Genomic DNA, 21936 nt, shown 5'->3' with positions numbered 1-21936 from the left:
CTCCACCCTAACTCTGTTGTACGGGTCTGGTACGGCGTTTGCGCTCAGCCAGTCCTATGTAGTTAACGCTCAGGCACCACGGCTATTTCCACCTTGGCCGGTGGTTTCACCGGGAGGATCACCAGAAGTCCTGCAAGGAGCACCACCATGATCCCGAGGATGCCCCAGCGTTGGGCTTCGCCTTCTGCTACAAGCGGCGAGGCGATGGTGATGCACAGGGTGAAAAGTGTGGGGGCGAGGAAGCTGACGGCCCGCCCGGTTGTGGCGTAGAGCCCAAACAATTCGCCCGATTCGCCAGCGGGGGCGAGCCTTGCCAGGTAGGCCCGCGAAGATGATTGGGCCGGTCCCACGAACAGGCAGAGCAGAAGGCCGAAGACCCAGAATGTTGTGGACCCAGGCCATTCATTGCCGAAGAAGACGTAGTCGCCGTTGCCGAGAACCAGAATGGCTGTGCCTGCGATGAGGAGGCCAACCAGGGAAAGGACGATGACGGCTTTGGGCCCGATCCTGTCATCCAGGAAGCCTCCCATAATGGCGCCGACGGCCGCGACTACGTTGCCGAAGATGGCGAAGAAGATGACGTCCTTGAGTTCGAAGCCGAACGTGCCGGCGGCGATGACGCCGCCGAACGTGAACACGGCCGCGAGACCGTCGCGGAAAATGGCGCTGGACAGCAAAAAGTAGATGGTGTGCGGGCTGGTCCGGTAGATCGCCCCGATGCGGCGGAACAACAGTTTGTATGAGGCCAGGAATCCCAGAGATGCAGCGGCCTTCTTGACGGAGACCTCAGGGACGGCGAACATCACGGGAAGCGCAAAGATGAAGAACCATAGCGCCGAGAAGACGGCTACGAGCCGGATGTTGAGGGAGTCCTGCGTGGACGCGCCGAACCAGTCAAAGGAAGGCTGAACGAACAACTGTAGGACCAGGAGGAGGGCCACGATCCCTCCGAGATAGCCCATGGCCCACCCGAAGCCACTGACCCTGCCGATGTTCCGCGGTGTTGAGATTTGGGCCAGCATGGCGTTGTAGTTCACGCCGGCGAACTCAAAGAAGATGTTGCCGAGTGCGATCAGGCAGACGCCGAGGAGCAGGAACTCCGGTTGCGGGAACACGAAGAAGCACAGCGCGGTAAGGACGGCCGTGGCGGCCGTGTTGACGCCGAGCCAGAGCTTGCGGCGTCCACCGGCGTCCGAACGCTGGCCCGTTACGGGAGCCAGGAGCGCAATGGCGAGGCCGGCAATGGCCAGGGCGGCACCCAGGGCGGCCGACGCGGCGTCCTCTCCGCCGAAAGCATTGGATGTGAGGTAAACGGTGAAAACGAAGGTGGTCATGACCGCTTGGAAGGCAGCCGAACCCCAGTCCCAGGACGCCCATGCAAGGATTTGTCCCTTTTTTGAGGCGACGGATCCTGAGGCAAGCTCGGATGTCGGGTGGGAGGCTTCGGGGACTGCGGCCGCGTTCATAGCTTGAATGCTATAGCGGCCGGGATAACGGCGGGCACATGACAGACCGCGTTGTGGACAACGCTTGTTTAAGCCTTCCGCGCAGCCCGGTCACTTAGCCCAAAACTGTCGGACGCCCTTGATAAACTGGACCAACCGAACCCAACGTATGACCGCCTGCTCCAACTTTTGACAATTCGTTCCTGACTTTGCGGAGATAACAGTGATCACAGTTCTCGCCATCACCTTTGTAGCGGCAACTGTGGCGCCCTTGATCTTCAGCAAGCTCGGCAGGAACGCGTTCTACGCCCTCGCAGCAGTCCCCGCGGGCGCTTTCATTTGGCTGATCTTCCAGTACGAAGCCGTATATTCCGGCGGAGGCATAGAAGAGATCCTCCCGTGGATCCCCAGCCTGAAGTTGGAACTCGCTTTCCGCATGGATCCCTTGGCTTGGGTTATGTCGCTGCTGATCCTCGGCGTTGGATCCTTGGTGTTGGTTTATTGCGCCCGGTACTTCAAGAACAAGGATGCGGACCTCGGCGGATTCGGGGCACAACTTCTGGCCTTTGCCGGCGCAATGTTCGGCTTGGTGACCTCCGATGACCTCCTGATGTTGTTCATCTTCTGGGAACTCACCACTATCCTGTCCTACCTGCTGATCGGCTATGCGCGCACCCGTTTGGCAGCACGCCGCTCGGCGCTGCAGGCACTCATGGTCACCACGGCTGGTGGCCTGGCGATGCTCGTGGGCCTCATCATCATGGGCCAAGCTGCCGGCACCTACCGGATTTCGGCGATTTTGGACCAGGCCGGGACGCTCATGAGCGGACCGATGCAGGGAGCGGTGACTGCCGCCGTCGTACTTATCCTTGCCGGTGCGGTGACCAAATCGGCCCTTGTCCCGTTCCACTTCTGGCTGCCGGGCGCCATGGCTGCTCCCACACCGGTGAGCGCCTACTTGCATGCGGCTGCCATGGTGAAGGCCGGCATCTACATCGTCGCGCGCCTTGCTCCCGGGTTTTCGACGTCGGAATTTTGGCTTCCCGTGGTCCTGGGGCTGGGCCTGGCCACCATGCTGGTGGGTGGGTACCGCGCACTTCGCCAAACCGACATCAAGCTCATCCTCGCCTACGGCACTGTCAGCCAGCTCGGCTTCCTCACCATGGTGGTTGGTCTGGGCAGGCCTGATGCTGCCCTTGCAGGACTCGGGCTGCTCTTGGCGCACGGCCTGTTCAAAGCGGCCCTGTTCCTGGTGGTCGGCATCATCGACCATCAATCCGGAACACGCGATATCCGCAAGCTTTCCGGTGTTTTCCGTTCTTCACGTGCCCTCGGAGTGGTGGCCGGTATTGCGGCGGCGTCCATGGCCGGCGTGCCTCCGTTGGCTGGCTTCGTAGCCAAGGAGTCGGTCTTCGAGGCCTTTGTCCACTACGGCACCGGCGACGACGCGCCGGTTTGGGGCGTCTGGATCCTGATTGGCCTGGTCATCGGCTCCATCCTGACGTTCGCCTACAGCGCCCGGTTCATGTGGGGCGCGTTTGCCGTCAAGCCCGGCGTGGAGCCCACGCCTTTCAAGCCCATCAAGCCCGCCTTCCTGGCCGCGCCCGCAATTTTGAGCCTGCTGACCATCACCTACGGTGTGTGGCCGGCACCCGTGGACACCTGGATTCAGCCTTACGCAGCGCTGTTCGCTGACGGCCCGGACGCGGTCGACGCCGGACACTTGGCTTTGTGGCATGGCATCACCCCTGCGTTGGGGCTGACAGCGATAACTTTCGCGGCTGGTGCTGCAATGTTCTACGGACGCAACCTCGTCTCCCGGGCGCAAAGCTTGGTTCCGGACTGGGTGGACGGTGATCGCGCCTACCAGCACACCATCGGTGCCTTGGACGACATCGCAGTGTGGGTAACGGGCCGCACGCAGCGTGGTTCGCTGTACTTCTACCTGGCAGTTATCCTGACTGTCGCCTTCGCTGTGCCGGCCACCGCCTTGATTGTGGCCAACAAGCCCTTGCCGGGCGGCATCTATTTCATCGACCCGAACTCCCCACTGCAGTTGGTGGCCGGGGCGGGAATCGTGGTGGGTGCGCTGGCAGCAGTCCGCGCCAACAAGCGCTTCCTCGCCGTTCTCATGGTCTCCGTCACGGGCTACGGCATCGCGCTGATGTTTGCCTTGCAGGGCGCGCCGGACCTCGCCCTGACTCAGATGCTGGTGGAAACCATTGTGCTGGTGGCGTTCGTGCTGGCCATGCGCAGCCTGCCTGCCGAGCTGAGGGACAGGACCGGCGGCAGGCTCCGGGTGATCCGCGTGATCATCGGGGCAGCGTTCGGCATCACCATGATTTTCGTGGCCATCTACGCCATGGGCGCCCGTGTAGCCACTCCCATCTCCCTTGAATTCCCGCGCCTGGCTTATGAAGGCGGCGGCGGACTGAACGTGGTCAACGTGACCCTCGTCGACATCCGGGCGTGGGACACCTTTGGTGAGATTTCCGTGTTGGCCATTGCCGCCACGGGTGTTGCCAGCCTGATCTTCGTCCGTAGCCGCGGCGACAGGATCAAGACCTCGGAGGCCGTGCCGGCAGGCAGCGTGGGGCGCCGCACCGGCGTCGACCGCGATTCACGCGACGGTGCCACGCTGGCCGTCGCCAGGAAGTTCACTGACGTTACCCGCGACGCGTGGCTGGTTGCAGGACGCACGCTGGCGCCGGAACGACGCTCGATCATCTTCGAAGTGGTGACCAGGCTGATCTTCCACTCGATGATCATCTTCTCCATCTACCTCCTCCTCGCCGGACATAACCTGCCGGGCGGCGGCTTCGCAGGCGGCCTCACCGCAGGCCTCGCCCTCACCATCCGCTATCTGGCCGGTGGGCGTTTCGAGTTGAGTGAGGCAGCGACCATCAGCGCCGGCACGCTTCTGGGGACGGGACTTGCGACGGCGGCAGCCTCGGGTGTGGTCCCACTGCTCCTTGGCGGCCAGGTATTCCAGAGCGCGATCATCGAGTTCTGGCTGCCCGTCTTCGGTGACGTCAAGTTCGTCACGTCAACGATTTTCGATATCGGCGTGTACATCGTGGTTGTGGGGTTGGCGCTGGACGTCCTCCGCAGCCTCGGCGCCGAAATCGACGAACACTTTGAAGGCAAAAGCATGCCCCTTGCAGAGGAAGACGCTGCCGAGCATCCTGAGCTTGCCCACGAAGCCGCTGAATCCGCCGCGCTCGGGAAGGGTAACGCATGAGCATCAACCTGACCTTGCTGATCGTCATGGGCGTGCTGTACGCCTGCGGCATCTACTTGATCCTGGAACGCAGCCTCACCCGCGTGCTGTTGGGTTTGATGCTGTTGGCCAACGCCACCAACATCCTGATCCTGAGCACGGGAGGGTACGCCGGCCTTGCACCGCTGTTCAACAAGGAAACGAACCCGGACACCTACAACGATCCTTTGCCCCAGGCGCTGATCCTCACGTCGATCGTCATTTCCTTCGCCGTGACGGCTTTCATGTTGGGCATCATTTACCGCACATGGGTTCTGGCTCGTCAGGACGAGATCCAGGATGACCTCGAAGACGTGCGCGTGGCCAAGACTCCGAGCTTCGACGCCGAGGACGACGCCATTGTTCCGCTGGAAACCTCGGAGTTCGCGATCACCCCCGCAAGCCCGGCGGATCGCGAAAAGCCGGATGCCACAGAGACCCCCAACACGGCAACAACCCAGGAAGGAGGCAGCGCGTGAATCTCGCGAACCTGTCGCCGCTAGCTGTCCTCCTACCAATTCTGGGTGCTGCCCTGGCGTTCCTGCTGATCCGCCACCACAGCGCCCAGCGTGCGGTGAGCATTGGCATCCTCAGCGCAACCCTCCTGCTCGAATGCCTCCTCCTGATCTCGGTGTGGGACGGCGGCACCACATCGGTCACGTTGGGCGGATGGCTGCCCCCGTGGGGTGTGGTCCTGGTAGTGGACCAGTTCTCCTCGCTCATGCTGGTGGTCTCCACCGTGGTGAGCCTCGCGGTGTTGATCTACGCTACGGGGCAGGGCATGGCCGACGGCGACCAGGAAGCGCCGGTTTCGATCTTCCACCCCACGTACCTGATTCTCGTCGCGGGCGTGTCCAATGCCTTTCTCACCGGTGACCTTTTCAACCTTTACGTCGGCTTCGAGATCCTGCTGACCGCAAGTTACGTGCTCATGACGTTGGGCGGGACAGGGCCACGTATCCGCGCGGGCGTGACGTACGTTGTGGTCTCCGTGGTGTCGTCCGTTCTGTTCCTCATCGCCATCGCCATGATCTACGGAGCCACCGGAACCATCACCATGGCGGATTTGGCCATCAAGCTGGCCGAACTGGACCAAGGCACGCAAAACCTCCTGCACGTGATGTTGTTGGTGGCCTTCGGGATCAAGGCAGCAGTCTTCCCCCTGTCCTTCTGGCTCCCGGACTCCTATCCAACTGCTCCCGCCCCGGTCACCGCCGTGTTCGCAGGCTTGCTGACAAAAGTGGGCGTCTACGCGATGGTCCGCACGGAAACGCTCCTGTTCCCCGGGGACACCCTCAACGTTCCACTGATGGTGGTGGCGCTACTGACCATGATTGTCGGAATTCTGGGCGCCTTGGCCCAGAGTGACATCAAACGTCTCCTGTCCTTTACCTTGGTGAGCCATATCGGCTACATGGTGTTTGGCCTGGCGATGAGCTCCGTGGCCGGACTCGGGGCTGCGGTCTTCTACGTTGCCCACCACATCACAGTGCAGACCAGTTTGTTCCTGGTCACGGGTCTTATTGAGCGGCGTGGCGGCAGCTCATCCATGGACCGCTTGGGTGGCTTGGCGAAGCTCTCACCGCTGCTGGCCTTGCTGTTCTTTGTTCCTGCGATGAATCTGGCAGGCATCCCACCGTTCTCCGGCTTCCTTGGAAAGCTGGGGCTGTTGCAGGCCGGTGTTGAACTGGGAACGCCGCTGGCCATCGTGCTGGTGGTAGGTGGCGTGGTGACCAGCCTGCTGACCCTGCTGGCGATCGCCCGCGTGTGGAACAGGGCGTTCTGGAGGAAGCCTGAGGACGCCGAGTACCCGGACCCCGTGCTGAAAACCCCCGGGAACGTCGGAGTGCTCCCACGGACCATGGTGGGGTCAACAGCTGGGCTGGTGGTGTTCGGCGTGGCATTGACGGTCTTCGCAGGTCCGTTGTTCAAGGTTGCTGACGGCTCCGCTGGAATCATGTTGGACCGCTCCGCCTATATTCACTCCGTGTTGGGAGATTCCGTTGTGGTGCCGCCGCTTGCGCAGACGGATGAAACGCACACAGATGAAGTAAAGACGGGTGATGCGAAATGAGCCGCAAACCGATCTCGTTCCGCACTGAACTGCCGTTGCTCATCTGGTTGGTGATCGTGTGGGGTGCGCTGTGGCGGGACTTCAGCCCGGGCAACCTCCTGTTCGGCGCACTGATCGCCGTGCTGGTGGCCAAGTTCTTCTACCTCCCCCCGGTGGAGCTCAGCGGCAGGTTCAACATCCTGCGCGCCATTCCTTTCGCCCTCCTGTTCCTCGCCAAAGTGGTGGCAGCGAGCTTCCTGGTGCTGTACCTGGCTGTAGCCAAGGGACCCAAGGTTCGCAGCGCCGTCGTCGCCGTTCCTTTGCGGAGCCATTCCGACCTCATGGTGACGGCCACCGGGCACGTTATCTCGCTGATCCCCGGATCCCTGGTGGTGGAGGTGGACCGCTCCACGTCCACGCTTTATCTGCACGCGCTCAACATTTACGAAGAGGCGGACATCGACAAGATTCGTCAGGAAACCCAAGACATCGAAGCAGGACTGATCCGGATCATGGGTACACGCGAAGAAGTCGAGGCCCTCAAAGCCGAACAGCGTCCCGGGATGGAAGGAGCAGCGCTATGAAAGAAGCGGTTCTCATAGCTACAGCCGTGATCCTCAGCTTGGCCGCCGCTGGGGCAATTATCCGCATCGCCATCGGCCCGTCCCTCCTGGATCGCGTTCTGGCATCAGACGTTTTGCTGGCAATCCTGGGCGCTGCCCTGGCGATCGATATGGCGTTGAACAAGCATCTGAACAACCTGATGCTGCTGGTAGCGCTCGCAGTGATCGGTTTCATCGGCTCTGTGACAGTTGCAAGGTTCGTGGCCGAACGCAGGGAGCAAAGCAATGAGTCCTGATGCCACCGGCCTTGACGCTGTGATTGATGTTGTCACCGCCGTATTCCTGGTGGTGGGTGCCCTGATGTCACTGGGCGCGGCCATCGGCTTGCTCCGCTTCCCGGACCTCATGAGCCGCATGCACGCAGCCACCAAACCGCAGGTCCTGGGGTTGTTTCTCATGCTTGCCGCAATCGGACTCCAGATGCGCACCTGGTGGGTGTGGCCTGTCTTGGTGGTGGCCTGGATTTTCCAGCTCCTCACGGCGCCCGTCTCTGCCCACATGGTGGGCCGCTCGGCGTACCGCACCAAGCACGGACACCGCGAAAAGCTCACCAAGGATGAGTTGGAAGCCGTAGTCCAAAGGGCGGCCGCCGGTCAGGAACCGGGGAGCGACCGCTAGCAGCAGCCACAACGAACGCCGGGTCACCTGCAGGTGACCCGGCGTCGTGGTTCGGGTGCCTAGACGATGTCGTGGGTCTTCGCGAAGCGCGCGATGGCGCGCTGCGTGCCCCGGCTTGCCAGGACCTGGATGAGCGTGCTCACAAAAGCCGAAATCAGTGCGAATGTCAGCGCCGAACGCAGACTGGTTTCCATATCGTCGTTGCCCATGGGCGGTTTGCTGCCAGTGGCCTTTTCCCACCCTTTATTGACGAGTTTGGTGCCTACGAATCCTGCTCCGAGGCTTACTCCGGCACCGATCAGCTTGAAGAAGAGGTTCATGCCCCCAGCCTAGCTCTAAAGGCCACACCGTTAGCGGCGGCTTTCCCGTTCCTTGAGGAACGCCGCCAATGAACCAACCGGCGCAAGTACTGGAACGACTGGGTGTTCGGCCGACCAGACAGCGTCCACGGTTCCGAGTCCGGCGATTTCTTTGAGCAGGTAATAGGTGGGCGGCATCAGTTTCAACGTGCCTGCGGCTTCCGCTTCAAGAATGTCCGCCACCGGCATCCACAGTGATTGCCAGGCTTCCGTAGTTTGATGCTGGGGCGTGGCTCCCGGAGAGGGCTTGGCAACGTAGAAGAACGTGTCGAAGCGTTTGGGCATGTCCGTGGGGGTGATCCAGTTGGCCCACGGGCGGAGGTCGGAGGCATCGATGGTGAGTCCGGCCTCCTCCTGAACCTCGCGGATGGCGGCAGCGAGTACCGTCCCGGCGTTCTTCGCTGCTGCTCCCGGATCCGCGCTCAGGGAGCTCTGGTTCCAGTCGGCTGCGTGGCGTTGAAGCAGCTCCGCCGGGTAGTCCCACCCGCTCTGATCGGCGGCATCGACGCGTCCGCCAGGGAAGACCACCATTCCGGCGGCAAAGTCCATGGTGCTCACCCTGTGTTGGACGAAGGCTTCGAGGCCGTCCGAGGCGTCGCGGAGCAGGATGACGCTCGCTGCCAGGCGGGGTTCCGCCACGGCGTTGGTGTCTGTAAGTCCCGAGCCGGAGATGTCCGTCATGAAATGTGCCCCTTTGCCGCGGTGAAGTCTGCTGATTCATTCTCTCAGGTCCTGTTGTGGGGCCTGGTGTGCAGGGAATGGCGTGGGGGAGGGGTGTAGAGCGGGCCTCGCAACGCCCTCCGTCTCGTTGTTAGGCCTGGTGTGCAGGGAATGGCGTGGGGGAGGGGTGTAGAGCGGGCCTCGCAACGCGCGTGGCAACGGGCACCTCAAGGACGGGAAGGCGATTGTGACTGGACCGCAGCGCCCGCCACGGACTCAGGTGTAAACTGAACCAGCCCATCAGGGCAGATTTGATAACGACAGGGGAGCGCCGCCGTCGGACTCTGCAGAGATGCAGGAGACGCGAGGGCGCTGAGAGTGCGGACAGCCGCAGACCCTCGAACCTGATCCGGTTAGTACCGGCGCAAGGGAGTCGAGCTTCTCAGAGTGTCCGGATGCGGACGGCGCGAGCCGGACCCGGGATCCGGGGAGCACTTTCCCCTCCTGTAACCTCAGGAGGCAGAAAATGACCACGGTAAACGTGAAGAAGGCCAGTTATAACTGGCGCGTTGTAGACATCGTTGTGGCGGCTCTTATCGCCATCGCCGGCGGCGTGATCTTCTGGGCATGGTCCCAGGGCGCGGCACTGGTATCCATCCCCATGAACGCGACGTATCCGCCGCTCACAGGCTTGATTGCCGGTGGCTGGATGATTCCCGCGGTCCTGGGAATGCTCATTATCCGCAAGCCCGGTGCTGCGCTGTTCTGCGAAGCCGTCGCCGCCACCGGTGAGCTCATCATGGGCTCGCAGTACGGCACCACGGTGCTGATATCCGGCGTTTTGCAGGGCCTGGGCGCCGAGCTCATCTTCGCCGCCTTCAGGTACAAGAAGTTCAACCTGCCCACCGCGCTCCTTGCGGGCGCCGGCGCGGGCCTCTTCTGCGGCCTGAACGACTCCTTCCTGCCATGGGGTTGGAACATCGCCTATGAGGCCGTCGACAAGCTGGCCTACATCACCTTCACCACAATTTCCGGCGCAATTATCGCGGGCGCACTCTCCTGGGCGGCCACGCGCGGCCTGGCCAAGACCGGCGTGCTGAGCTCCTTCGCCTCGCGCAAGGCCGCTTCGGAGCCCGTCTTCAGCTGATGTCCGCCACGCAAAGCGGCACGGTGAGGCCTGCCGCCATCTCAGCCGAGGGCTGGGGTTGGCGGCATGCCGGCCGGGCCCAAGCTGCTATTCAGGGCCTGGACCTTCGGATCGAACCGGGGGAGCGCGTACTGCTGCTGGGACCTTCGGGTGCCGGCAAGTCCACGCTCCTGCATGCCCTCGCCGGAGTGTTGGGGGATGAGGAAGACGACTCGGATGAGACCGGCTCCCTGCTGATCGACGGCGGTGCGCCCCGCGAGCAGCGGGGACGCGCCGGATTGATGCAACAGGACCCCGAGACACAGGTGGTTCTGTCGAGGGTTGGCGACGACGTTGCTTTCGGCGCGGAGAACCTTGCCGTGCCCCGTGACGAGATTTGGTCCCGCGTCCATGAAGCGCTCGACGACGTCGGGTTGCGTACCGTTGCGGGTGGCGGCCTGGCGTTGGATCACCCGACGGCGGCGCTCTCCGGCGGCCAGAAGCAGCGCCTTGCGCTTGCAGGAATTTTGGCAATGCGGCCCGGGCTGATCCTGCTGGACGAACCAACGGCCAACCTGGATCCTGCAGGGGTGCTCGAGGTCCGTGATGCTGTTGGGCGATGCCTGGACAAGACCGGCGCCACGCTGGTTGTGGTGGAACACCGTGTGTCCGTCTGGAAAGACCTGGTGGACAGGATTGTGGTCCTGCAGCCGGGGTCGGCCGCAGGGTCCAGCACGGCCGCAGGGGCCGGGCGGGTCACGGGCGGCGTCCTCTTGGACGGCCCTCCGGACCAGGTCCTTTCCGAGGCCCGCACTATGCTCATGTCGGCAGGCGTCTGGGTGCCCGGGTACGTCCCGGCAACCCGGGGGCGGCACAATGAGCCCGACACCGCGCAGCTTCTCCTCGCAGCCCAGGACCTTTCTGTTTCCCGTGAAAAGCCACGGCGCAAAGGGTTCAAAACCATCCCGCCCATACCGGTGCAAACGGGCATCAGTGCACAGGTCCGGGCAGGACAAGCACTGACCATTACGGGCCCAAACGGTGCGGGCAAGTCCACGTTCGCGCTCACGTTGGCCGGCCTTTTGGCACCTGTGGACGGCAAGGTGAGTGCCGCCGTCGAGCTTTCCGAGGGTGCGGGAATCGACCCGTTGAAGTGGAAAGCGGACCGTTTGATCTCTCGGATCGGGACGGTGTTCCAAGAGCCTGAGCATCAGTTCGTCACGGGCAAGGTCCTGGATGAACTCATGTTCGGTCCGAAGCATCTGGGCCATGGCGAGGAACGCGTGGATGAACTGTTGGAGCGGTTGCGGCTGACGCATCTTGTGGACGCCAACCCGTACACGTTGTCCGGTGGGGAGAAGCGGCGGCTTTCGGTGGCCACGGTGCTCGCGGCACATCCGAAGGTTCTTGTCTTGGACGAGCCCACGTTCGGCCAGGACGCCAACACGTGGGCAGAATTGGCGTCGTTCCTTTCCGAGTTGCTGGACGCTGGAACCGCGGTGGTCTCCGTGACCCACGATCAGGAATTCAGTGCCGTACTCGGCGGCACAGAACTGCGGCTAGGCCCGATCACGGAGGGCCGAGCCACCCATCAGGAAGCCGGCGCAGCATGAGGGACGCACTGAATATTCGCGGAAACCACTCCCTGCTGACCCGTGCCAACCCTCTGGCCAAGTTCGTAGCGGTCTTCCTCATATCCCTTGTGCTGGCACTGTCCATTGACTGGGTCTCGGCCTCAACGGCACTCATTGCTGAACTGGCGCTCTTCCCGTTGGCCGGCCTCACCTTCAGGCTTTTATGGCAGCGGGCCTGGCCCCTGATCATCGCGGCCGCGATCGGCGGCTGGAGCACCGCGATCGTGGCGGCGGACAGCGGCGCTGTACTGCTCGACGTCGGGCTCTGGTCCATCAGCGAAGGTTCCCTTGAGCTGGGGCTTGGTTTCATGCTCCGCGGTTTGGCGATTGCGTTGCCAGCGATCTTGCTGATGACGTGCACCGATCCCACAGACCTGGCCGACGCGCTGGCGCAGAAGGCCAGGCTGCCGCACCGCTTCGTCCTCGGATCCCTCGCTGCCATGAGGCTGGTGGGCCTCATGGCAGAGGAGTGGCAAACCATCGGAATGGCCCGGCGTGCCCGCGGAGTCGGTTCCCAAGGCAGCCCTTTTCAGCGTTTGAAGGCCACGCTCGGCCAGAGTTTCGGGTTGCTGGTTCAGGCTGTTCGGCGGGCGTCGCGGTTGGCGGTGACCATGGAAGCGCGCGGCTTCGGCGGTGGTCAAAGGACGTGGGCGCGGGAATCCACCTATTCCCTCCTGGATGCGTGGGTAGTCCTTGGAGGACTGGTTATCTCAGCCGGTGCGGTCCTGACGGCAGTGGGCGCGGGAACCTGGAGCTTCGTCTGGCGCTAGCGCGCGGGACGCTGCTGGATTTCATCGAAGCCTGCCCGCGTCAGGAAACCCAACTGGGCTTCCTTCTCGGCAAGCTGGATGATGGGTCCCAGCTCAAAGCACGTCGCTTCCAAGCGGCGCAGGGCCTTGGCGTTGCGGGAGTCCGGCTCCACCACAATCCGGTCCTTGCCCGGCAGGGAGAACATGTACTTGATCAAGGACGTGCCCAGGCGCGGGGTGAAGTGAGGAATGGGCCGCGTGGCAGGGGCCAGCAGCAGGTGCATGCCGATGTCTTCCTCTCGGGCGGGGTAGGCCTCGCCCACGGGATCATGCAGGGGCTCGTACGTCTGGAAGAGGGCCAACGGCTCCCCGTCCAAGGTGGCCAGGAACGCGTGGTGGGTATCCAGCGAGTCAAGGAACTCGTAGATCCCCAGGACCTCCTCGTGGGAGTTCTCCGTCATTCCCCAGAACTTGGCGCGGGGCTGGGTAACCCATTCGAAGATGAGATCGATGTCCTCGCGGGGAATCAGCGGAACTATCCGGAGCGCACCCCATCCTTCGAGGTCCTCGGCGTAGACGGTGGTGCGGACGGAGAAGTCCTGAGTGGTGGTGGTCATGGCTTCCTTCGGGGCTGATGCAGGCTGATGTCGGGGAACGGAATGAGTCAGGCGGGTGTTTGCTCAGGGGTGTCTTTGGTCAGAACGGACCAGTCAGTGACCACTGGAGCGAGTTCCCCGGCAGTCCAGAGCGGGAGCTGATCGGCAAAGTGCTGGTGGCCCGGCCTGCCCGACGCTCCGAAGGGAACGATCCAACGGCTATTGCCCCGATCGGCCAGATCCCAGACGTAACGGGCTACGGGTCCGCGGAAGCTTCGGTCATCTACACCGGGGAGGCTCTCGGTGCAGAGGACGCACCCGGTGTCCCCGCTTAGGTCAGCAACGGGTGCCGATGCCGCCAGCGTGCCCGGGAGGACATGCACGGCCAGAAGCTTGTGCCGCTCACCCCAGACAGCACCGTCCAGCAGGGCTTCTTCCAGTGCAGCAACCTCGAGCGCTGCCGCAGCTTCCACTCCACCGTTGATGCCGAATTCGGAGCCGCGAGCCAGCAGGGTCTCCAGCGCAAAACCAATGCGGGACGTCACCGACAACCACGGCCCGAACAGCGGCGAGTAGCCTGTGGATTCATTCAACGCCGCAAGCGCGGGATGCCGTGCCAGTCGCTGGACTAACGCACCACGCCACGCAGCGAAAACGGCGGCGTGATGGCTGCTTGCATCCATCGAGCCATCCCATTCCACCAAGAGAGCCCTTAGCTCCTTGGCTTCGAGGGACAGGTCGTCGGCGTTCAGGCCGGTGAGCATTGACCGGAACAACGGCCATGGACCCAGCAAGGTGTCCGTGTGGATGGCCTGCATGGCATCCACGGATAACGGCTCGGCGGCCGACTCCAGCAGCTGCCGGATGCGCAGGGCCCGATGCGCGGGCGCGAACTCCATGGCCACGGCATCGCCGCCTCCGGCGGCGCGGTCGTTCGCGCTCACTGCGAATTGTTGGATCTCGGTGCGGGGCAGGATCACGTACTGCCCCTCCCAGTCATGGCGGGCCGAGAAAGCCGGAGCGGGTAAGCGCCGATTGGCGGGGTTACGCTGCGGGACCAGCCCGGCAACAAAGTGCCGCACAGATCCGGACACGTCCCCGGCCACCACGCTGTTGACGGGCTCCACCCACGCATCGAAGGCGGTTTCCACCTCGGAGACGTTCCGGCTGCGCAACAGCGGCAGGAGGGCTTGGAACCCCAACCGTCCCTCAACCCGGGCCGGGAAGCGCAGACTCAAGGCGCCGCCGTCGGGCGTTTCCGAGATGACCGGACCCCGGCTGGTCTCAATAATCTCAACGGACGCCGATTCACCACCGCGGACGCGGATGGTTTCGGAACTCACGTCGACGGGCTCCCAGCCCTCCGCTCCCCGCGCCTCGATGCGCTCACCGGCGAAGTCGCTGACCCGGCGCAGCTCTTCGACGAAAAGGTCCTGGTAGTCGGCCATGGCGTTGGTGATGGCCCAGGCTGTGTTGCCCGTGTGGGCGAAATGGGGGAGTCCGGGAACACCGGGGAACGCGAATCCGATTGCGTCGAACTCCGGGCATGCGAGCCGTATCTGCTGGTAGACGCCGGGCAGCTCCATGAGGCGGTGGGGGTCGCCGGCGATGAGCGGCAGGCCGCTGGTAGTCGTCGATCCGTGGGCGGCCCAAGCGTTGCTGCCTGACCATACAGGTGCTTCGATGCTGAACAAGCTCACGGCGTCGTCGCCGAGTGTCCGCGCGACGTGGGCACGGAACAACTTGTTGGGGAAGGTTGAGAAGAGGATGTGATGCACCAGAAAGACGCCGAGCGGGGTCCATGAATTCCATGGCTCGGCTTCGCTGCCGGATTCTTGAAACTCCGGTCCGCCCCGGACACCGTCCGCCAACGCCTGGTTGACGCCGGCCACGTACTGCCCGCACCAACGTTGAGTGTCGGCGTCGAGGTTCTCATAGCAGCGGCGCGCGGTGTCATCCAGCCGGGCTTGACGGGCGAAGCGGTCCCAGACCACAGCATCGGCGCCCAAAATTTCGGCGGTACGGCCTTCCGAACGCCACCTTTCCAGCTCGATCTGCCAGGAACGGTCCGTCGCGGCATTCATGCCTTGGAGAAAGGCGAGTTCATCAGCGGTATCAGCCCACAAATGCGGGATGCCCCATTCATCGCGGTACGTTCCGCGGCCGCCTGCCGGGGCGGATTGGGGGGTGGGGGCAGGCGTCATAATCTCTGGCCGCTTTCGAGCTTAGGTTAGGCTTACTTAAGCTCAAGATAAATGGCTTTGGTCCCGTTCACAAATCGTGGACCTTCGTGAAGGAGTGTTGCTTGAAACGCAATTGGGAAGGCGTCGTCCTCAAAGTCATGGGCGCCAAGGACTTCACTTTGGAGGTTACGGGCAGTGAAGAGATCACCCCGGACTTCCTGCGCGTTCATGTGCGTGACGGCGGACTCTTGGAGCGCAGCGGCATCCATCCCACCATGTGGATCCGGCTGTGGTTCAACGATTCCGGCAAGGCCCACCAGCGCGCCTACACGTTGGTAAACCCCGACCCGGCCGCCGGGACGTTCAGCATGGATTTCGCGATGCATCACGGCGTTGCTGCCCACTGGGCCCGCTCTGCGCAGCCCGGCGAGGCCATCGATGCCACCGTCCAAGGGAGTTCCTTCACTTTCCCGGAACCCGCTCCGCGCCGGATCTGGGTGGTGGGCGATCCCGCGTCCATCCCTGCCATCAACTCGCTGCTGGACGAGCGGCAGCGTGTTGCTGCGGGCGCCGCTCCGGTGACCGCCTGGCTTGAATACCAGCACGACGCCGACCCCTCGATTGAGGTGCGGACGGCCGATTCCGACGTCGTCACCTGGATTCCGCGCAAACGCGACGGTGCCGCTCTGGTTGAGGAAGTCTGCGGTGCGCTCACGGCCAACACTGTCTCGGTAGCCGACGACTTCTTCTGGGTCGCGAGCGAAGCGTCAAGTACCCGCGCAATCGTCAAGCACCTGCGGAAAGAACTCGGCGTGGACAAGCACCGGATTGACGCGTTGGGGTACTGGCGGGTCTAGCCTTTTGGCGCGCCCTGGCCGCCCACGGGTTAGTCGTGGAATTGCTCGCGGGGCGCGTAACCCGCGAAAATACTGAGGGAAAGCGTTCACCCACGATGAGCCGCCGCAGTGGGATATATCGCACAGAATGGGTACCGTGTGATGTATGCCGCTGATTCTGCGTTCTGCCCTTCACTTCTAACTCATTTGTGATATTTTTTGCTTATGACGCAACCGACCGCAGAACATGTAGGCCTCCTGCTCCGCGACGCCCGCGGCGAAAAAGGCTGGACGCAGGGGCAGTTGGCTACTGAGCTCGGCACCAGCCAGAGCGCAATCGCCCGGATGGAACAGGGCAAACAAAACCTGAGCCTCCGGATGATCGAGCGCCTCGAAGCCATTTTCGGCCGCTCAATAGTCAAGGTCGGTAAGCCCCAAATGACACACCTCCGCGTGGAGGGCGGCCGGACCCTCTCCGGCGAAGTTGATGTCAACAGCAGCAAGAACGCCGGTGTCGCGCTCCTGTGTGCGAGCCTGATCAACCGTGGAACCACCACGCTGCGCCGACTTGCACGGATTGAGGAAGTCAACAGGATCGTTGAGGTCCTGACGTCCATTGGCATGGAATGCACGTGGCTCAACGGAAGCGACCTCCGTCTGCGCCGCCCGGACGTCCTGGATCTCGAGTCCATGGACGTGGACGCCGCCCGGCGTACCCGCAGCGTCATCATGCTGCTCGGGCCGCTCTTGGACGAAACCAGCGAATACCTGCTGCCCTACGCGGGTGGCTGCGATCTCGGAACGCGCACGGTGGAGCCGCACATGCAGGCTCTTCGCCAGTTCGGCCTTGAAGTGGAGGCGAAGTCCGGCTTCTACTCCGTGACTGCGCCTCCCGCTGATGGGCACGACCGGTCCTTCGTTCTGACCGAACGCGGCGACACCGTCACTGAGAATGCCATCATGGCCGCTGCTCACCGTGAAGGCACCACCATCATCCGCAATGCCAGCCCCAATTACATGGTGCAGGATCTCTGCTTCTACCTGCAGGGCCTGGGCGTGGACATTGACGGCGTCGGAACCACCACGCTGAAGATCACCGGACGCTCAGCCATTGATGTTGACATCGAGTACTTCCCGTCCGAAGACCCCATCGAGGCGATGAGCCTCATCACTGCGGGAATCGTGACCAACTCCGAGGTCACCATCCGCAGGGTTCCCATCGAGTTCATGGAAATTGAACTCGCCACCCTGGAACAGATGGGCCAGAACCTCGAGATTTCCGGCGAATATATGGCACGCAACGGACGTACCCGGCTGGTGGACGTAACAACCAAGCCATCCGAGCTGCGTGCCCCGCAGGACAAGATCCACCCGATGCCGTTCCCGGGCCTGAACATCGACAACCTGCCCTTCTTTGCAGTGATTGCAGGCAACGCCGAGGGCCAGACCATGATCCACGACTGGGTCTATGAGAACCGTGCCATTTACTTGACGGAGCTCAACAAGCTGGGCGCCCAAGTGCAGCTTTTGGATCCGCACCGGATCTACGTCAATGGGCCTACCAAGTGGCGTGCTGCGGAAATCGGCTGCCCGCCGGCCCTGCGTCCCGCGGCCTGCCTGCTCCTGGCAATGTTGGCTGCCCGGGGAACCTCCGAGCTCCGCAACATTTACGTGATCGAGCGCGGCTATGAGGACCTCGCCGAGCGCCTGAACACCATCGGCGCGAAGATCGAGTACTTCCAGGACTGACGATTGCGCCTCGTGCGGGATCCCTTGCGCACCCTTTCGCGCCGGACGCGCCCTTAGGTGCTTTTCGGCGCACCCGTTTCCGCCATCCGCGCCAGGTAACTCTGGTGCAGATGGCGGGAAGGGGTGCGAATCGTCGAGGACAGCACCGCAGCCCTGTCTTCGTTCGGCCTCCTGACGCAGAATGGAGCATGCGGACTTTCGGGGTTGAGGAAGAGCTGCTCATCGTCGATCCTGTGACGGGCGAGCCCCTCGCCCTCGCGGACGCGTTGCTGGCAGGCCAGGATGAACCCACGTCTGGCCTCAGCCACGAACTCAAGCTGGAGCAGATCGAAACCCAAACCCGCCCGTGCCACAGCTACGGGGAGCTCCTGCAGCAGATCCGCCGCGGACGGGCCATGGCCAACCAGGCCGCCCGTCAACACGGAGCACGGGTAGCTGCGATCGCCACGTCTCCACTGGCCTCCAACACCCACACCACCCCGGACCCCCGGTATGCCGCGATGTTGGATCGCTTCGGCATCATTGCCACAGAGCAGCTGACCTGCGGATTCCATGTGCACACCTCGGTGGAGTCGCCCGAGGAAGGCGTGGTGGTGCTGGACCACATCCGGGACAAGCTCGCAGTCCTGACGGCCCTCACCGCCAATTCGCCTTACTGGCGGGGGCTTCCCACGGGTTTCGACAGCTACCGCACCCAGGCCTGGAACCGCTGGCCCACATCCGGCCCTTCATCCGTATTTGGTTCGCTGACTGCCTATCGACGCATCGTGAAGCGTCTTTTGGAAACGGGCGTGATCATGGACGAAGGCATGATCTACTTCGACGCACGCATCTCCCGTAACCACCCCACCGTGGAGGTCCGCGTCGCCGATGTCTGCCTCCGGGCCGAGGACGCCGCACTGATCGCCGTGCTGGTGCGGGCTTTGGTGGAGACTGCTTCCTTGGAAATGCTCGACGGCGTCGAACCCACCGCGGTGCCAACGGCCCTCCTGCGAATGGCGAGCTGGCAGGCCAGCAATTCGGGTTTGCGCGGAGACCTCCTGGACTTCGGAGACTTCCTACCGCAACCAGCAGCGGATGTCGTGTGGGCGCTGGTTGACTATCTGAGCCCCGTACTGGACGACCAAGGTGAGTTGGAGCTCGTCAAAGCAGGGATTTCGGACGTACTGGACCGGGGCAACGGCGCCCACGAGCAACGGGAAACCGCGGTGCGCTACAACAAAAGGCAGCACGACGGTCAAACCCAGCTGGGGAGTCCGCTCACCAACGAAGCCTTGGCCGCCGTCGTCGGGCATGCTGCGAAGGTGACTGTGCGCGGTGCTGCCGCCGATGCTCATAAGGATCCGGCGCCCATGCTGACCCGGGTCAGGCGACCTTAGGCCTCACGTTCTTCCGGCTGCTCCCACGCGATCAGGTAAGCGCCCGCGAGTCCCTCAATCAGGTAGAAAGCGAACGGCGGAATGTCCTTCTTGGCCACGAGGATGGCGCCGTAGATGGGCGCGGAGGCCGCAGCCGTAACCCCGATCCATCGTTTGACAGGCAAGGATAGAAGGCTCCCGCCGAGCGCGGCCAACGCCACAACATGCAGCCCGGAATAGGCCAGGAACGGCGCGTTGGATCCACGGCGGTAGGCGAACCCCTCAATATCGGAAGCCCGCCGGGCAAGACTGGAAACGAAGAGCGGGGCGCCGGCAAGCAGTGCGGCTGCAGCGCCATAAGCCCATTTCTTCGCCTTCCTGTGTGAGGTGCCCGAGTCCGGAATGGAACGGGCGAAGGCTGCGAATCCCACAGGCACTGCAACTGTTCCTGCCGCGGTAAGGTGCTGCCCCGTGATCCAGCCGCGTTGGCCGGCTTGCAGCATGCGGAGGCGCTCGGCGTCGTCGGGGGTGATGTAGACGCGTGAGACCGGCGAGATTCCGACGAACCACACCACCGTGCCGGCGACAATTACTGCTCCGGCACGGCGATACGGATGGTTCCCGCTCATGGCAGCAAGGTTAGACCTGTTTGAGGGCCTTCTCCAGATCCAAGATAAGGTCGCCCACATCTTCAAGTCCCACGGACAGTCGCACCACACCATCAGAAAGCCCGATGGCCGCGCGGCCCTCCGGCCCCATGGCCCGGTGGGTGGTGGTTGCCGGATGCGTGATGAGGGACTTGGAGTCGCCCAGGTTGTTGGAAATGTCGATCACGCTGAGGCCATCAAGCAACGCAAAGGCTGCCTCCTTGGCTGAACGACCGGCTGAAGGCGAGAGTTCAAACGTCAGCACCGTACCGCCGGCCTTCATCTGCTTCGCGGCGAGCTGGTACTGGGGGTGCGACTTCAGCAGCGGGTACTTGACCCAGCTGATGGCAGGCTGCTGCTCCAACCACTCGGCGATCTTCAAAGCGGACGCGGAGCTGTGGTTCACGCGCAGCCCGATGGTCTCCAAGCCCTTGGTCAACACCCAGGCGTTGAACGCGGACAGAGAAGGGCCGGTGTGCCGCATAAGCTGCTTGACCGGGCCGTCGATGAATTCCTTGGTGCCCAGGATTGCGCCGCCAAGGACGCGCCCTTGGCCGTCGATGTGTTTGGTGCCGGAATAGACGATCACGTCGGCGCCCAGCTCACCGCAGCGTTGCAGCAGCGGAGTGGCAAAGACATTGTCGACCACGACAGTCGCCCCGGCGGCATGCGCCAGTTCGCTGACTGCAGCGATATCGACGATCTCCTGCATCGGGTTGGACGGCGACTCGAAGAACACCGCGGTGGTGGGTTCGGAGAGGGCTTCACGCCACTGCTCCAGATCCGGGCCGTCCACGAATACCGTCTCCACGCCCCAGCGCGGCAGGATCTCATTGAGGATCACGAAGCAGGAGCCAAACAGGGAGCGGGCGGCAACCACGCGGTCGCCGGCAGCCAGCAGGGCACCCAAAGCGGTGAAGACAGCGGACATGCCGGACGCCGTCGCAAAGCACGCTTCGGTTCCTTCAAGCAGCCGCAGCCGCTCCTGGAACGTGGCCACGGAGGGGTTGCCGTAGCGGGAGTAGACGAAGCGTTCGTCCTCACCGGTGAAGGCTCGCTCTGCGGCGGCTGCGGACTCGTAAACGAACCCGGAGTTCAGGAAAACGGGCTCGGACGTTTCCTGGAAATTGGTACGGTCAAGGCCACCGCGGACGGCTTGGGTGTCAGGGCTCCAGCCAGCGGCGTCGGGATTGAAAGTCACTTACTCGGTCCCCAAATTCGTCGGCAGGCCACGGTTCTTCCACCCGTTAACGGTGCGTTCGCCGTAGCGGTCCGGTTCGCCTTCAAAGCCCTCAAGGACGTTGTAGGCAGTGAAGCCGGCCTGGGTTGCGGCGATTGCGGCCGAGATGGAGCGCTGGCCGGAACGGCACAGGAACACCAGCTCAACGCCGTCGTCTTCGGGTGCCTGCTGCTGCAGATCCTCGATGAAACGGGAGTTGGGAATGCCGCCAGCCAGGTTCCACTGGATGAACAGGGGGTCGTTCTCGGTGGCTTTGGTATCGGGGATGCCGATGTGGGCCCATTCGCCCTCGGTGCGGACGTCCACCAGGATGGCGCCCTCTTGAAGCTTGGCCCACGCGTCCTGCGGGGTCAGATCACCTGCGTAGCTCATGCGTGGCCCTCAAATGCTTCTTCGTCGTCGTAGTTTTCCAGCTGATCGACGGCGTTGGCTACCGCAGCATCCGCGCTGGCGATCGCGGCAGGCAGGACAACGGCTTGGGCAACGATCACGTCGGTGCCGTTGAACGTGGCGGCCGGGCTGCCATGGAGCACGTAACCTTCTGCGAGCGAGTTGTGGATGCGCTCGCAAAAATCACGGGTATCCGGGCCTGTAATCAGGCGGTAGGAGAGTTTTTCTTCAGTGGGTTCAGGCATTGCTGGTGCTCCTCAGTCACGCTTGCAGTACGAGTTGTCGATACGCCGAGTAGTCACCTGAGGCACCCCGCCGGAGAGAGGGTTGCCGACCAGCAAGTCAGGGCTTTGCGCTGGTGCTCATTACTCAAGAAAAACGTAACATCCACGGGCATCGGGCCGCACTTGC

21 protein-coding genes and 2 riboswitches are annotated in these 21936 nt (G+C 63.1%); of the genes, 12 read left to right on the top strand and 9 right to left on the bottom strand.

The features are described from left to right. Positions 1 to 62: 62 nt before the first annotated feature. Entirely contained in the window at positions 63 to 1466 is a 1404-nt protein-coding gene (locus ARUE_RS19100) for an MFS transporter (protein ID WP_011776295.1), read from the bottom strand. A gap of 202 nt (positions 1467 to 1668) precedes the next feature. On the opposite strand from ARUE_RS19100, the gene ARUE_RS19095 reads away from it, so the two are divergent. From ARUE_RS19095 to mnhG, 6 genes are read left to right on the top strand one after another with little or no spacing between them, the layout of a single operon-like run. After that, positions 1669 to 4686: a Na+/H+ antiporter subunit A gene (locus ARUE_RS19095; RefSeq protein WP_014922943.1), complete on the top strand. Its 3018-nt coding sequence runs from the start codon at positions 1669 to 1671 to the stop codon at positions 4684 to 4686. Beyond that, the gene (locus ARUE_RS19090) at positions 4683 to 5183 is read left to right on the top strand and encodes a Na(+)/H(+) antiporter subunit C (protein WP_011776293.1); all 501 of its coding nucleotides are present in this window, start codon (positions 4683 to 4685) and stop codon (positions 5181 to 5183) included. The genes ARUE_RS19095 and ARUE_RS19090 overlap by 4 nt, the downstream gene beginning before the upstream one ends. Beyond that, the gene (locus tag ARUE_RS19085) at positions 5180 to 6778 is read left to right on the top strand and encodes a Na+/H+ antiporter subunit D (protein ID WP_014922942.1); all 1599 of its coding nucleotides are present in this window, start codon (positions 5180 to 5182) and stop codon (positions 6776 to 6778) included. Before ARUE_RS19090 ends, ARUE_RS19085 begins: the two co-directional genes overlap by 4 nt. After that, positions 6775 to 7341, top strand: a complete 567-nt coding sequence (locus ARUE_RS19080; protein ID WP_014922941.1) for a Na+/H+ antiporter subunit E — start codon at positions 6775 to 6777, stop codon at positions 7339 to 7341. Before ARUE_RS19085 ends, ARUE_RS19080 begins: the two co-directional genes overlap by 4 nt. Beyond that, positions 7338 to 7616, top strand: coding sequence for an MrpF/PhaF family protein (locus tag ARUE_RS19075; RefSeq protein WP_011776290.1), 279 nt, complete (start codon positions 7338 to 7340; stop codon positions 7614 to 7616). The genes ARUE_RS19080 and ARUE_RS19075 overlap by 4 nt, the downstream gene beginning before the upstream one ends. After that, the gene (gene mnhG, locus ARUE_RS19070; RefSeq protein ID WP_011776289.1) at positions 7606 to 7998 is read left to right on the top strand and encodes a monovalent cation/H(+) antiporter subunit G; all 393 of its coding nucleotides are present in this window, start codon (positions 7606 to 7608) and stop codon (positions 7996 to 7998) included. The genes ARUE_RS19075 and mnhG overlap by 11 nt, the downstream gene beginning before the upstream one ends. Before the next feature lie 59 nt (positions 7999 to 8057). On the opposite strand, the gene ARUE_RS19065 is transcribed toward mnhG, so the two are convergent. Together ARUE_RS19065 and ARUE_RS19060 are read right to left on the bottom strand one after the other, a co-directional pair. Then, complete coding sequence (locus ARUE_RS19065) at positions 8058 to 8318, bottom strand: DUF4235 domain-containing protein (protein WP_014922940.1); 261 nt, start codon at positions 8316 to 8318, stop codon at positions 8058 to 8060. A 30-nt stretch (positions 8319 to 8348) separates the two neighbouring features. Further along, positions 8349 to 9038 (bottom strand): NUDIX hydrolase, encoded by a 690-nt coding sequence (locus ARUE_RS19060; protein ID WP_011776287.1) that lies wholly within the window; start codon positions 9036 to 9038, stop codon positions 8349 to 8351. 291 nt (positions 9039 to 9329) lie between these two features. After that, positions 9330 to 9466, top strand: a riboswitch (TPP riboswitch). 77 nt (positions 9467 to 9543) lie between these two features. Between ARUE_RS19060 and ARUE_RS19055 the strand changes: the two genes are divergently transcribed. Genes ARUE_RS19055 through ARUE_RS19045 form a run of 3 tightly spaced genes read left to right on the top strand, consistent with a single transcriptional unit; the run spans position 9544 to position 12547 of the window. Next, positions 9544 to 10164 (top strand): ECF transporter S component, encoded by a 621-nt coding sequence (locus ARUE_RS19055; protein ID WP_014922939.1) that lies wholly within the window; start codon positions 9544 to 9546, stop codon positions 10162 to 10164. After that, positions 10164 to 11756 (top strand): ABC transporter ATP-binding protein, encoded by a 1593-nt coding sequence (locus tag ARUE_RS19050; protein WP_014922938.1) that lies wholly within the window; start codon positions 10164 to 10166, stop codon positions 11754 to 11756. The genes ARUE_RS19055 and ARUE_RS19050 overlap by 1 nt, the downstream gene beginning before the upstream one ends. After that, positions 11753 to 12547: an energy-coupling factor transporter transmembrane component T family protein gene (locus tag ARUE_RS19045; protein ID WP_011776284.1), complete on the top strand. Its 795-nt coding sequence runs from the start codon at positions 11753 to 11755 to the stop codon at positions 12545 to 12547. Before ARUE_RS19050 ends, ARUE_RS19045 begins: the two co-directional genes overlap by 4 nt. Here ARUE_RS19045 and ARUE_RS19040 read toward each other — a convergent pair. Then, positions 12544 to 13143: a GNAT family N-acetyltransferase gene (locus ARUE_RS19040; protein ID WP_014922937.1), complete on the bottom strand. Its 600-nt coding sequence runs from the start codon at positions 13141 to 13143 to the stop codon at positions 12544 to 12546. The two genes, ARUE_RS19045 and ARUE_RS19040, sit on opposite strands and share 4 nt — an antisense overlap. 47 nt (positions 13144 to 13190) lie before the next feature. After that, the gene (locus ARUE_RS19035) at positions 13191 to 15326 is read right to left on the bottom strand and encodes a penicillin acylase family protein (protein WP_014922936.1); all 2136 of its coding nucleotides are present in this window, start codon (positions 15324 to 15326) and stop codon (positions 13191 to 13193) included. Between the two features lie 101 nt (positions 15327 to 15427). Between ARUE_RS19035 and ARUE_RS19030 the strand changes: the two genes are divergently transcribed. The 3 genes from ARUE_RS19030 to ARUE_RS19020 all read left to right on the top strand — a co-directional run bounded on the left by ARUE_RS19030 (position 15428) and on the right by ARUE_RS19020 (position 19269). Beyond that, positions 15428 to 16162 (top strand): siderophore-interacting protein, encoded by a 735-nt coding sequence (locus tag ARUE_RS19030; RefSeq protein ID WP_014922935.1) that lies wholly within the window; start codon positions 15428 to 15430, stop codon positions 16160 to 16162. Between the two features lie 204 nt (positions 16163 to 16366). Then, entirely contained in the window at positions 16367 to 17890 is a 1524-nt protein-coding gene (locus ARUE_RS19025) for a UDP-N-acetylglucosamine 1-carboxyvinyltransferase (RefSeq protein ID WP_014922934.1), read from the top strand. A gap of 188 nt (positions 17891 to 18078) precedes the next feature. Next, a complete protein-coding gene (locus ARUE_RS19020; RefSeq protein WP_014922933.1) occupies positions 18079 to 19269 on the top strand; it encodes a glutamate--cysteine ligase 2 in 1191 nt (396 codons plus the stop codon). On the opposite strand, the gene ARUE_RS19015 is transcribed toward ARUE_RS19020, so the two are convergent. The 4 genes from ARUE_RS19015 to ARUE_RS19000 are packed head-to-tail and all read right to left on the bottom strand — an operon-like array spanning position 19266 to position 21770. Continuing rightward, the gene (locus ARUE_RS19015; protein WP_014922932.1) at positions 19266 to 19877 is read right to left on the bottom strand and encodes a hypothetical protein; all 612 of its coding nucleotides are present in this window, start codon (positions 19875 to 19877) and stop codon (positions 19266 to 19268) included. The genes ARUE_RS19020 and ARUE_RS19015 overlap by 4 nt on opposite strands. Positions 19878 to 19887: 10 nt before the next feature. Next, a complete protein-coding gene (locus tag ARUE_RS19010) occupies positions 19888 to 21096 on the bottom strand; it encodes an O-succinylhomoserine sulfhydrylase (RefSeq protein ID WP_011776277.1) in 1209 nt (402 codons plus the stop codon). After that, positions 21097 to 21507, bottom strand: a complete 411-nt coding sequence (locus ARUE_RS19005) for a rhodanese-like domain-containing protein (protein ID WP_011776276.1) — start codon at positions 21505 to 21507, stop codon at positions 21097 to 21099. Next, complete coding sequence (locus ARUE_RS19000) at positions 21504 to 21770, bottom strand: DUF1737 domain-containing protein (protein WP_011776275.1); 267 nt, start codon at positions 21768 to 21770, stop codon at positions 21504 to 21506. The genes ARUE_RS19005 and ARUE_RS19000 overlap by 4 nt, the downstream gene beginning before the upstream one ends. 13 nt (positions 21771 to 21783) lie before the next feature. After that, positions 21784 to 21895, bottom strand: a riboswitch (SAM riboswitch). Positions 21896 to 21936: the final 41 nt, after the last annotated feature.

The organism is Arthrobacter sp. Rue61a, assembly GCF_000294695.2.
Classification (GTDB): Bacteria; Actinomycetota; Actinomycetes; order Actinomycetales; family Micrococcaceae; genus Arthrobacter; species Arthrobacter aurescens_A.
This window is presented reverse-complemented; position numbering and strand designations above follow the sequence as displayed.